Consider the following 12,834-nt stretch of genomic DNA (forward strand, 5'->3'; position numbering starts at 1 on the left):
ATAGGCAAAATAATTTAAACTATTTTTAACATATTTATTATCAAGTTGTTATAATATTGTTTTATAAAAAACTGGAGGTTTTACCCTCCAGCATGCTTAGTTTTCCTATACTTTATAAAAATTTCTACAATATTTATTATTGTTCTTTATTATACTTTTTAATTTGATTAATTGCCCCGTCAATATCGTTATTATAATAAATTATTGCTACTTGCTTGTTATTTTTATCAATATAGTTATATAAAAAAGTTTCTGTTTCGGAATCAAAAACAGTGTTTTCAATTCTTAAAGAACTTTTAAAGGCTTTTAATGCTAATTCAAAGGATGGATAATATAAGTAATTATCTTGTTTACATGGGTCTTGAATTCTATAGATAACATATATTCCATCAGAAATTATACTACTAAAATCTTTTTTATAATTTAGATTTCAAGAATTATATTCTTTATCGCTAACCATTCTAGATTCAATACTTAAATTGTTTTGTAAACGTCTGACAGCATCATCTTCACTTACTCCCGATGTTATGCTATTGCCAAAAACATCATAGGCAATATATCTTTTTTTAAGTGATATATTTGCATTTACAAATGATTTTTCCAAAGCTTCTTGTTGTGTATTTGATAATAATATACACTCTTGGTCAGAAAACTTATTATTATTAGATTCAAAATATTTTACTCGATTCTCCATTGAATCTATTAGTGGTAAGAATATATTAAGATCATCTTCTGTTGCAAAAAAATCAGGTCTTATTTCATATTTTTTAACTCCATTTATTAAATGTGGGTTCCTCAATAATTGAGCTTTTTTATCTTTAAATTCTAACATTGCTTGAATTAGTGAATATTTTTTCCCAATGCCTTCGTTAAGAGCGAATAATTTATCTTTTAGAACTGTACCATCATTATTTTTTATATACTTTTCTTGTAGAAGATCATTATATTCAACTTCTTTATTATTTCAGTCAATATTATCATTTTTACCATATGAAAAATTGGTTAAAATTTTGTCAAAATAATTATCAAATCATATATTATAAATTTGGTCTTTTTCATCAATAGTTAATTCATCTTTTGTATATCTACCTGGTAAATATTTAATTGGAGTAAGATAATCTTTTGACCCATTATCATTATAAATAAATGGAGTAATCGATGCCTCTGTTTCAAATGTATATTTGAAATCATCAGTTGAAGTATAATTACTTCAATCCTTCACTCCTAATTCTGACGCTCATAATTCTAATGTTACATCTTGCTTTTCACCATTATTATCCAAAATTTCCATTTTTCTGGTTCAATAATTTCTTTTTTTCAAACAATGATTTTCCATATTATCCTGGTTTCACAATTTTTTACATTTAAAATCGTTCAACATTTCCTCATCACTTTTATATTTATTTGCAAATTTTAATTTAAACGGAGAACCCTCTTTATATGTCTCTTCTTTTTGATTGTCGTATTTAACTCTTAATTCATGACTTCCATGACAATTTATTGTAAGTACATTTGTGGAAGTAAAATCAATAGCATTTTTATAATAATTAGAAATAAAATCATCCTTTAATTGTGGTGAATCACGCAATTTATCGTGAATATCTTTTGCATTACCTCAAAGATTAATATTAGTACTTAGTGGTTGACCTGAGTAATTTTTATTGATATTAACATAATAGCCATCTTCAAATCTATTTAATAACTGAGAAATATCTTTTGTATTAAAAGCGTTATAGTATCTATCCTTGTAAAGATAAAAGATTGAACTTTGAATATTTAATTTATCTTTTTGAGAAATCTTGGCCTCTTCTGGACTAGCATATCAATCAATATTATCATAACTGTATCTATCCTTTACCAAACCTTCATTTGTATACGTATTTAATGCATCATTTGCAGACATTGCAATATTTCCAAAAGCATCTCTAAAAACCTGATGTGCTTTATTTATATTAGTATCATATATTTTATTTGGGTCTAAGGTCTGATTTTCATAGTCCTTAACAATTTTACTAGGGTTTGATGTGGTTGTTACTTGTGATATTAATGATTTTTTTGCTAAATAACCATCAAATTCATCTTCAGAATAAAATTTTTGATTGTCATATTCAGTATAAAAGGATGACCCTAAATTTTTTGAATTTAACCTTATATCATCATATAAGTTCTGATAATAATCAGTATTTTTATCATTTTGTGTTATATTTATAGCTGTTGTTGAAGCTGTTGTAACACCAATTGACATTGCTGTTGTTATCGATAGGTATGTTTTAAGCATATTTCTTGTCTCCTTTATTATCACATCATTGCTTATAAATTTTTTCAGCTAAGTTGAGAATATATCTATCAAAATCATTTTTATTATAAAATTTTTTATCATTGATATTATATTCAAATAATTGATTATCAGTATTCACAACTTTATAATCAACATGGTTTTTTAAATAATTAAAAGCTTGCAAACGTGATGTAAAATATAAATATTTTCCATAATAATCAAGTCTATATATTGTATATGATTGGTCATCTAACCTTGTTAATTGTCCGTAAATCATTGTTGTATATAATTGCGATGATAATACATTTTTATTTTTGATTAATTGGTTATTAACAATAAAATTTTCTACATCTTGTTTCTTTTCAAAATAAAATTTTTTATCATTTTCTGTTTTATATGTATAAAATTTTTTATAGTTATCCAGTTTATCAACATTTTTATTTAAACTAGCTATAGCGCTTTCTTTCTCTTCAAAATAATTTCCAAAACCATCGAGATAAAAAGTTTTCTTTGTATTTTCGTAGTATTTATTAAACAATTTATCAACAAAATTTTCTTTTGCTTCATTAAACGCTTTTTGGTATTTAGCAGATGTTATCCCATTACTATCGTAATCTGTCTTAATTTTATCAAGATTAATAATAAACTCAGAATTGTCTAAATTTGATACAAATATTTTTTTTGTGATAAAATATTTTTCAGGATTTTGGTACATATCAATTCTTAAATCATTTATTGCTTGTTCTTTATTAAAATAATAACAGTCATTAAACTGATAAACATCCGCATTCTTTCCTTCTGGTGAGTATTGAACAGGTGCGGTTGTTAATTCATAAACGTGTGTTTTTATATCAGGTTTTGTGATATCAAAATTTATTACAGGTATTTTAAGTACTGGAACAGTATAATAAATTGATTGATTTTCATCGATCTTTGCTTCATATGTTTTTACCGATAAAAAACTTAATGAATTACCAAGACTTCATGCTTCACTAATTATTCCTAAAACTGATGGTGCCCCAATACTCAAATTCGTCTTTAGTTCATTATTTTTGAAACCCAATGCATCAAACAATTTATCTGATTGGTTTGATAGGGTATTTTTACATATTTGTTGATTTTCCCTTATTTTACCAGATACATCTTTATTATCTTGTTTTGGTCCTTTAGTGTATTCGTTAAGACCAGAACACATGCTTGCACCGTTTCCTATTAAATCGAAAATATTATTAAGAACACCTTGTGCATTTTTTACAAAATTATTTAATTTTGATAGGGGATTGCTACTGCTATCGTTATAAAATTGATTTGTATTTAAGAATAAATTATACAAATCTTTAAATGAAACACTATCATCTAAAAGTATATTTGTGTTATTTGAAGGTTTAAAAAATTTATTTGAAAATTCTTTTTTACTATCTATTACACCAATAATTATTTGTTTGAAAAGTTTTTCAAGTTCAGCTGGTTTTATGCTGTGATTTGGAAACATTTTCATTCTCTCTAATATTCTCTTCATTGATATCAAAAATTTATAAAAATTATTTAGTTTGGGGTCTTGAATACATGCTAATTGCTCGTTTGCTTTATTAATAATATCTTTACCTAGTTTAGAAATATAATTATCTATTTGGCTAATAACACTATCATCAACGCTACTTTTAATTGTTTCTTTTACCTCACCTCAATATTTTAAAAAATCATAATTTTCATTAGATTGTTCTGATTGTGTAAGAACATTATAGATAACACATCCACCAACTGCTTCAAGATATTTTGGGATTAAAAGGGCATTGATATCAAATGAACTTGATTCTTCGAAGTTAAGGCTTTCATTTAAATTTTGGGGTGTTTCTACATATTTTGGTCCTGAAAAATATCCCATTACATTTGTATTAATTTGGTCAATTCAATATGTATTTAATTTAGCATCATCTGCTTTTTTTATATATTTGTCAGTTATTCCGTTATCAATATTTTTATATTGATTGAGAAACTCTGAATAATTATAATCACTAAATTGATTCCCATTAACATCAAAGCCCTTTTTTATATTTTTTCTAATTCAGTTTTTTATTTCATCCTTTGTTTCTGCTAATGCACCTTGCATATAACAGGTTTGTGCTGACTCATTATTATTTTCTAATTCTTTTAGTTTTACATCTTTATAATATTGTTGCGCAGAATATATATTTTCAAATTCTTTGTCACAAGCCTTATATGTAATATTATAATTATTTTTATAGGTTTCTAACGCATCATTTTTATCTAAATAAGCACTTCCATTACTACCTTGATATACTTTTACATTACTATCATTTTTATCTGTAATAACTAAATTAGATAGTTTTCCCGATGATTCTGTTATGTAGTTTATGGGGTTTTTAATTGTTGAAACCTCATCAATTTTAAACTTATCAGCTAAGCCTTTATTTAATTGGTCTTGACTTTGATAATATTGACCTTGAAATAAGTATTGTGAGCTTTGATAATCATATTCTTTTTGTTTTGATTTAGACAAAGCATATTTTAATAAATCATCCTTATCTTTAAAGTTTGTATTATCGTACTTATAATAAAATTGTTCTGGCTGTTGAATATTGTTATGTTTTGTTGCCAGTACACAACCAGTTGCTATTGAACTAGAAATCGTTAATCCAGTTAATAATATTAATGTTATTTTTTTAAATTTACTCTTATTCTTATGTTTATCAAACATATTAGTTAATAATTGTAAATATGAATTCTTTTTTTTCACTTTCCCTCCTTTTTTTCTAATATTTGTTATCTATTATCACCTCCTTAATAAAAATGTATCATTAATTAATAAAAATGTAATAAAAAAAGGTAAAAAAATCGGTAAAAAAAAACTTTTTGATAAAATATGGTATATAGTATTATATAGGAGGATTTAAATATGAAAAGAATATTAGCGCTATTGGGTGGAATTGGTTTGCTAATTTCATCATCTACAACAGTTATAAGCTGTGAAAATGATAATAATAACAAACCGAATAAACCAGATGAAAATGTAGAAAAACCTTGGTTTAAGATGCCCGCTCAATATCCAAATAATAAGGATGATCTAAAAAATATTGGGATTGAGATTTCTAAATCAGCTCAACCATTTTATGAGCGAAGTTTTAAAGCATATCATACAAAGCCGTGGTCACAAGAATGAGAAGATGAGTTTCGTTCAACCAATGAGGACTATTTAAAATTTCAAGTTTTTAATCAATTATATAATGCTTTAGGTTATTTTTATTATATTATGTCAAATAATAATAAGAATGTAGATGAAATTGATACTGTAGAAGGTAACGAACTAAGTTTTATATCAACAAATGATAAAGATTATTATGATAGTGAGTATAAATATTTCATTAATTTATCTAAAAAATATGAAAAATATTATGTTCAAATAAATGATTGAGTCAATAATTATCCAAAATAATACCATTATTTTGTTTATGATTGATAAAAAAAGCAATCTATGTTTATTGGGGGTGGATCAAAGCCTCCATTTTTTTATAAAAATAAAAATGTAATATAAGTTACTACTCCTCATTTATGATATCGCACCCTAATATTCCTATTATCAATAAGTGTTGATCTATATCAAGGGTGATAGTTAAATAAATTTTCAAAAAATTTATTAATGGAAAATAAATAATCATTATCGACAAATAAAAACTAATTCATAAATTTATGAACATATAAACGATAAAACTTAAATTAACTAACAACACGATGTACTAAACATTTACTGATAAAAAGAGTTTTGACAATTTGTCAATATTAATCTTGAATACATTTTTTATAATTTAAAAACTATACGACGTAATAATTTAATCCTTTTCGATTATATAAATGATCTTAAAAATTTACTGCAAGTATTTATTATTTTATTTGATTTTTTATTTGGATTATTCTAATATAGAAATTTTTAAAAAATATAGTAATATCACTTCTAAAAATTAAACAATTTTAAACTAAATTTGATTACATAATAATTTTTAATTTTATTTATATTTTACTAGAAAAAATAACTCTAAGTAGACCAGTTAATCTAATAACTATTCTACTTTCTTTCTAAATTATAATTTATTTCCTTTATTCAATTTCAATTTTTAACAAATTTTTGGAAACAATTGTAAAAATGTTTCATATCTCTAAATATTCTACCGAATGATTTAAAAAACTTTTGTTTAATCCAACCATTTAAGCTCTCTGTCGGAGAGTTGTGTTTAAAACCACTATTAGACATTGAGTGGAATATATTTTTTGAACTATCAACATAATCATAAATAGATTTATTTGCAAACGCAGTTCCACGATCTATTTGAATAATTATTTTTTTATTTTCATTCTTAGCATAATTATTAATTTTTTTTATAACTTTTAAAACATTAGCAAAATTTTCTGTTGGCTGAAACGAACATGAAATAATATTCTTTTTAGCTCAACCATATGAAATTATCGCACATGTTTTTGTTATATTCTTTTTACCTTTTAAATAGAATCTAAAATATGTACCATTAATCCCAATAACAATTGGGGTTTTATAGGTATTCTTGACACGGTCATCCCTAACATATTTATTGTGATTTGATGAAAAATAATTTTGTTTTTTTTGGTCTAGATACTGTTTTAAAAATATTTGGATTTTCTTTAGCAACTCTTCTTACCATTTTAATTGATACATTTTCACCTTTTTTGAGTAATATTTGGCTATGAATATCTTGAGCGCTGGTTACAATCCCCTTGTTTATTGCCTTAAATTCAAAAATATAATCTAGAGCTTTTGAATAACTAATACTAACATAATTTGGTATAGAAGGAATATCCAAACATTTTTTATAGATTTCAATTGGGGATTTAAGATTTCATTTTACCTTAAATTTTTTATATGTGTTTTTTGTGATGGTAAAATATTTAATCAATTTATTTGTACCAATGCCGTACATTGCCTCAAAAATATAAATTTGAGAACTAGCATAATGTTTATATATTTTGGTTTTAAACTTCTAATTTGTCCTTCTTACTCATCCTCATCAAATTGATCATCATTGTTGCCGTGCAAGAAGGAATGGACTTTTTAAAACTTAAATTTCTCCTTTCATAAGTAATTTATCAATCAAATCATTTTCATGTTGTTTTTGCAATAATGCATTTTTTTCTTAAGTTCTTTGTTTTCTTTTATATTTGCCTTCAATTCAGCTGCCATATATTCTTTTCTATTTTTTTTGCCATCTCATTCATTCCTTTACACTTATCAATACTTTTAGAATAACAAAATTTTTCATTTTTTTCTCAAATATATATTAATTGTGGACCAGAAACGATATTTAGTTCATTGGCTATTTTTCTAACATTTTCTCCTTTTTTAAATCTTTATAATGCTGTTTTTTACATTTTCACTATATCTCTTACCCATTCTAGTTCTCCTCTAATTCAAGAAAAGTTATTTTTTAAATTATTGGTCTACTTAGAGTCACTCATTCTGACAAATAATTTGTAATAAAGAGAACAAATATCAATTTTTCGACCTTGTAAATTATATAGAAAAACATAAGGATAAATTACTAAATGATCTTGATTATAGTAAGAAAAAAGAATTTATGTCATTTTATGCATATCTCAAAAATAACTTAGAAGGAATAAAAAATTATTATAAAGATTTTCAATCATCATCTTGTACAGAGCGACAAATTTCATTTTTTATTAAATCTGCTCTCGGCTTTGGAAAAAAATCATTTTGTTATACTAATTTTTCAAATCTATTGAAAATAAGAGAATTAGTTTTTAATTGAGATTTAATTCTTTCATTATTTCCTTTGAAAAGGAAGAAAGCGCATATGACTTATTGCAAAAATTACTGAAAATTAAAGGAAAATAAGGCTTTTTGCATCAGTGTAATTGATATTTCAATTGAATTATAACATTTAAACATACAAATGTGTCCGTAAAATTAATTAGAGAAATTTTACAAGACGAGCCAAACTTGTTTAAAACAGCAATCAGAAAAAAAAGACGCATACGCTTATCTAAAAAACATAATCAATATGTTAAGGATGATTTTATCCATATGAATTATAAAACTCCAAATGTTGTTGGAGTTGATGGCACAAATATCAAAATATTTCTTGAATATAAACATTGCTACAAAAAATTTAATTGTTTAATTTCATATATTTGAGAAAATAAAAAGGTCCTATCATAATATTTTGATAAAAGTGAAAATTCTGAAAGTGTAATGAAAGTTTTTAAGCAAATATCTTTTTTTGATAAAAAAAATAAAAGAAAATTAATTATCCAATCAGATCGTGGAACTGCATTTGCAAATCTAAAAGTTTATGAATTAATGAAAAATGATCATCAAATAATCCACTCAATGTCAAATAGTGGTTTTAAACACAATTCCCCAACCGAAAGTTTACATGGTTGGATTAAGCAAATATTTATAAGAACATTTGGCGATAGGTCTAAGGACCAATTAGATTTCTTAAATTATTTTAAATTATTTATAAATAAGTGAAATTATTTCAAAGATATCAATTATAATATTAATAGAAATAAGTAAAAAAACTAAGTGAAAAACAGTGCACTTAGCTCCCTTTATGCTCAATCATAATGAAAATAAAATATTTATTTTACAGCTGGTGACATAGGTTCATATTTGCTTAGAAAGGAGGTGGATACAATGGATATAATTATTGGACAAATGTCAAATTAATTTAATAAAATAAAGATTTAATCTTTATTTTATTTTTTTGGGGATTTATGAATGAAAAAAAATACTGTCTAGCAAAGACGTTTACTATTTATAAATTAAAAAATATTGTTATTTTGAATAAAGGCACTAATCAAAAAATTATTAGCCTTGATAGTTGAAATAAAAACAAAAAAATTTTTGAATGAATTTTTAATAGTAAATCTATTTCACTTGGCGAAATAGATTTAATGTGTGAAAAAATGTTAATTGATATTGAGATTAAAAATTACATAAATACCAAAGCTGTTTTAATAGACTCAGTTATGATGAAAATTCAAGTTTAAGTAGAAGCGATTTATACTTAAACTATTTTGCGGGCAATGGAAACTACAAAGATATTAAGAATAAAATCGCAGAATTTAATTATATTATTATTGGAGCTGGGGGGATAGGAAATGCAATATCTTATTGTTTATCATCAATAGGTGCAAAAAATATAATGATAATAGATAAAGATATTGTTGAAAAAAGCAATTTGAATAGACAATTTCTTTTTACAAAAAACGATATTGGAAAATATAAAACAGAGGTTTTAAGGGATTCACTAAAAAATAGGTTTGATAACTTAAATATTACTGATTTAAATTTAGATATTTCAATAAAATTTGAATACAAAAAATTTATAGAGATATTAGAGAAAAAATCATTTTTTAAGTCATTGGTTATTTTGTCTGCCGATGAATTAGATATAATAAAATTAACAAATTTAATTTGTGTTAAGAATAGTATCCCGTTAATAAATTTGGGTTATTTTAATAATGTTTCTGCAGTTGGTCCATTTTATATTCCAAGCATTGTAAACAGTTCATGTCTTTTTTGTGATAATGAAAAAGTTGAATTAAATTTAAATAATATTGACGAAGTTATTTTAGATATCAATAATTATTCAAAAATGGTTCCATCTTGATATGTTAATAATTCAATAGCTGTTTCAATAGCGGCGGAGGAAATAATAAATTTTGTGGATAACAGAATAGATAAAATACAGTCTATTTCAAAGAAGATTGCAGTTTCAAATAATAATTTTGAAAAAGCATTATTTGATTTTAATAAAAATATAAAATGTAAATTTTGCGGACCTAAATCAAAGGAAACTTATAACATTTAATAAGTGTATTTATTTTGTTTTTGGTTCTATAAGTACCTATAAAAGATAATAAAGCAAGACATCAATTATTATTATAATTAAATAAATTATGTAAAAACTAGAAAATAATGTTGGAATAATTATTGAGGTAAGATTATAATGATTATCTCTTTTCTGTTTTAACAAAAGAAATTAATGATTCAGATCAAAAAATTTATAATATTTTTTATCAATGTTTCGATGAATTAGTCCAAGAATAATCAAGTCGAAACATAAAATAATCAATCTGCACCTATGCTTATATTCCACTTTTAGCACCACTGGTGGATAATATAACAGATTTTGTACTTTTTTATTATCAAAGTAACAATTCATTAAATTTTTTACTTTTAATTTTGATGTTGATACAAGTAATCTGAATAATTCTGTAAAATTTTTAACCACAGTACCACCGGGAAAAGTATCAATAAATAATTTACTATCACCAATAAACGATGATGACAATGATATATCGTTCGTATTAGGATTAACTTTTGATATATAAGGTAAATAATATTGTTAAGTTGGATAATTAGATCTAAATACACAAGAAATAGCAATGTTAATGCTATTTTTTTTGTCTAATTATAGTAGAAACAAAGAAAAATAAAAAATAAAGATGTATTTAGGTTATGGTGTATATAATCTTTTATGTATACAATAATAAAAAAAGCAATTGTAAAAAATTTGCTTAATTTTGAGATAAAATTATTGTATATTTGGGAGATTTTTATTATGGAAAATTTAAAAGAAACAAACAAAATATTCTAAAAAATGAGTAAAAATTAGAAATTATAAAACCTTCTACAACGAATTTCCTTGTATTTTTTACTTTTTTTAACAAAAAATAAATTAACATGTTATTATATTAATATGAAAGTATTAATTTGTTAATATAGATTTATTTTGAATTTTTTTATCCAAAAGATAAAAACCCCATATATTATATTTAATTCAATTTTAAAGCAAAATAAGGTGGGTATAAATGTCGTAATAAAGTTTCGAAAGATAATTTAATATTAATTAATAGGATAAATAAAATTTTTAACTTTAGAGTTATACATATTTTTACAAATTAATAAAATATTTATTTTTAAGGAGTCAATTATGAAAATAGGAATTTTTTCGTGTAGTAGTCCTGGCGGAAGTAATTTTCCAATTAGATTGAATAGAGCTTTAAAAAAGCTTGAAAATTATGGAAATGAAATAATTTGTGGAAAATTGATCAGAGGTAATAATTATTATAGAACTGCTACAATAAATGACCGAGCTGATGAGTTTAACTCATTAATAAGTAGTAATGTTGATATTTTGATGTCCTCTATTGGGGGCTCAAATTCAAACTCAATTGTTGATAAAATAAATTACAATATGTTAAATAAAATTAATAAAAAACTAATAGTATGTGGTTATTCAGATACAACAGTTATTTTACTAGCTATTCTAAGAAAATGTAAAAAGATTAGAGTTTTATATGGACCTGCTTTAATTTCAACGTTTGGAGATTGAGAAGAAGAGTTTGTAGACTATACATATAAGGATTTTGTTAGTGTAATTGAGAAGAAAAGCGAGGTAATAGTCCCCCCTAAACATTGAACAGATGATATAAAAAATTGAAGCAAATATGAGGGTATTAGGAATATAAAAATAAATGATTGAAAATTTCTTGGATTTACTAAAAATATTAAAGGAAGAGTTATTGGTGGAAATTTGTCTGCCCTAATCGGTACATATGGTTCAGAGTATGGACTTAATGTAAAAAAGGGGGACATATTATTAATCGAAGATTCATGCAAAAATGCAGAAATTATAGAAAAAAACTTTTCGTTTTTGCTATTAAATAAAATATTTAATAAGTGTTCAGCGATTTTACTAGGAAAACATGAAAGATTTGATGACCAGGGTTCTAAAATAAATTCGATTGATATTTTAAATGAGGTTTTAAAATCAAGAAATATGTGTATACCTATAGTTTATGATGTTGATTTTGCCCATACAAAACCAATGTCAATTATTGAATTGAATTCTACAATTGAAATAGATTTTATAAATAAAAAAATCAAAAAAATATATTAGGTTATTTAGAAGAAACGACCTGGACTGCACCAGTATAAAGGAAGCTAAGTGTACTGTTTTACACCTAGTTTTTTTACTTATTTCTATTAATATTATAATTGATATCTTTAAAATAATTTCATTTATTTATAAATAATTTAAAGCAATTTAAGAAATCTAATTGGTCCTTAAACCTATCACCAAATGTTCTTATGAATTTTTGCTTAATTCAACCATTTAATGCCTCTGTTGATAAATTGTGTTTAAAACCACTATTTGACATTAAGTGGATTATTTGATGATCATTTTTCATTAATTCATAAACTTTTAGATTTTCGAATGCAGTCCACAATCTGATTGGATAATTAATTTTCTTTTATTTTTCTTTGCAAAAAAAGATATTTCCTTAAAAACTTTCATTACAGTTCCAGAATTTTTATTTTTATCAAAATAGTATGATAGAACTTTCTTATTTTCTCAAATATATGAAATTAAGCAATTAAATTTTTTGTAACAATGTTTATCTTCAAGAAATATTTTCATGTTTGTTCCATCAACTCCAACAACATTTGGAGTTTTGTAATTCATATGGATAAAATC

13 protein-coding genes are annotated in these 12,834 nt (G+C 23.9%); 7 read left to right on the top strand and 6 right to left on the bottom strand.

Going from position 1 to position 12,834, the window contains the following annotated elements; all coding sequences use genetic code 4:
* Window positions 1-136 precede the first annotated feature (136 nt).
* Window positions 137-2,278 (bottom strand): hypothetical protein, encoded by a 2,142-nt coding sequence (locus AAHM97_RS01590; protein ID WP_342269207.1) that lies wholly within the window; start codon window positions 2,276-2,278, stop codon window positions 137-139.
* Entirely contained in the window at window positions 2,271-5,036 is a 2,766-nt protein-coding gene (locus AAHM97_RS01595) for a hypothetical protein (protein ID WP_342269208.1), read from the bottom strand. The genes AAHM97_RS01590 and AAHM97_RS01595 overlap by 8 nt, the downstream gene beginning before the upstream one ends.
* Before the next feature lie 159 nt (window positions 5,037-5,195).
* Between AAHM97_RS01595 and AAHM97_RS01600 the strand changes: the two genes are divergently transcribed.
* Window positions 5,196-5,732 (top strand): lipoprotein, encoded by a 537-nt coding sequence (locus tag AAHM97_RS01600; RefSeq protein ID WP_342269209.1) that lies wholly within the window; start codon window positions 5,196-5,198, stop codon window positions 5,730-5,732.
* Between the two features lie 627 nt (window positions 5,733-6,359).
* Here the strand turns inward: AAHM97_RS01600 and AAHM97_RS01605 are convergent.
* Together AAHM97_RS01605 and AAHM97_RS01610 are read right to left on the bottom strand one after the other, a co-directional pair.
* Window positions 6,360-6,956, bottom strand: coding sequence for a hypothetical protein (locus tag AAHM97_RS01605; RefSeq protein ID WP_342269210.1), 597 nt, complete (start codon window positions 6,954-6,956; stop codon window positions 6,360-6,362).
* Window positions 6,877-7,245, bottom strand: coding sequence for a hypothetical protein (locus AAHM97_RS01610; RefSeq protein ID WP_342269211.1), 369 nt, complete (start codon window positions 7,243-7,245; stop codon window positions 6,877-6,879). Before AAHM97_RS01610 ends, AAHM97_RS01605 begins: the two co-directional genes overlap by 80 nt.
* A 654-nt stretch (window positions 7,246-7,899) precedes the next feature.
* On the opposite strand from AAHM97_RS01610, the gene AAHM97_RS01615 reads away from it, so the two are divergent.
* The 6 genes from AAHM97_RS01615 to AAHM97_RS01640 all read left to right on the top strand — a co-directional run bounded on the left by AAHM97_RS01615 (window position 7,900) and on the right by AAHM97_RS01640 (window position 12,255).
* Window positions 7,900-8,220 carry a hypothetical protein gene (locus tag AAHM97_RS01615; protein WP_342269212.1) on the top strand — a complete coding sequence of 107 codons (321 nt, stop codon included), beginning with the start codon at window positions 7,900-7,902 and terminating at the stop codon, window positions 8,218-8,220.
* A 17-nt stretch (window positions 8,221-8,237) separates the two neighbouring features.
* A complete protein-coding gene (locus AAHM97_RS01620) occupies window positions 8,238-8,501 on the top strand; it encodes a hypothetical protein (RefSeq protein WP_342269213.1) in 264 nt (87 codons plus the stop codon).
* 33 nt (window positions 8,502-8,534) lie between these two features.
* Window positions 8,535-8,861, top strand: coding sequence for a hypothetical protein (locus AAHM97_RS01625; RefSeq protein ID WP_342269214.1), 327 nt, complete (start codon window positions 8,535-8,537; stop codon window positions 8,859-8,861).
* Between the two features lie 200 nt (window positions 8,862-9,061).
* Entirely contained in the window at window positions 9,062-9,337 is a 276-nt protein-coding gene (locus AAHM97_RS01630; protein ID WP_342269215.1) for a hypothetical protein, read from the top strand.
* A 65-nt stretch (window positions 9,338-9,402) separates the two neighbouring features.
* On the top strand, window positions 9,403-10,161 hold the full coding sequence (locus AAHM97_RS01635) for a ThiF family adenylyltransferase (protein ID WP_342269437.1): 759 nt from the start codon (window positions 9,403-9,405) through the stop codon (window positions 10,159-10,161).
* A gap of 1,125 nt (window positions 10,162-11,286) precedes the next feature.
* Window positions 11,287-12,255, top strand: a complete 969-nt coding sequence (locus tag AAHM97_RS01640; RefSeq protein WP_342269216.1) for an LD-carboxypeptidase — start codon at window positions 11,287-11,289, stop codon at window positions 12,253-12,255.
* Window positions 12,256-12,328: 73 nt separating this feature from the next.
* Here the strand turns inward: AAHM97_RS01640 and AAHM97_RS01645 are convergent, their stop codons facing one another.
* Window positions 12,329-12,547, bottom strand: coding sequence for a hypothetical protein (locus AAHM97_RS01645; protein ID WP_342269217.1), 219 nt, complete (start codon window positions 12,545-12,547; stop codon window positions 12,329-12,331).
* 14 nt (window positions 12,548-12,561) lie between these two features.
* On the bottom strand, window positions 12,562-12,822 hold the full coding sequence (locus tag AAHM97_RS01650) for a hypothetical protein (RefSeq protein ID WP_342269218.1): 261 nt from the start codon (window positions 12,820-12,822) through the stop codon (window positions 12,562-12,564).
* Window positions 12,823-12,834: the final 12 nt, after the last annotated feature.

The sequence above is a fragment of the Spiroplasma endosymbiont of Aspidapion aeneum genome, from assembly GCF_964031045.1.
Lineage (GTDB): Bacteria > Bacillota_I > Bacilli_A > Mycoplasmatales > Mycoplasmataceae.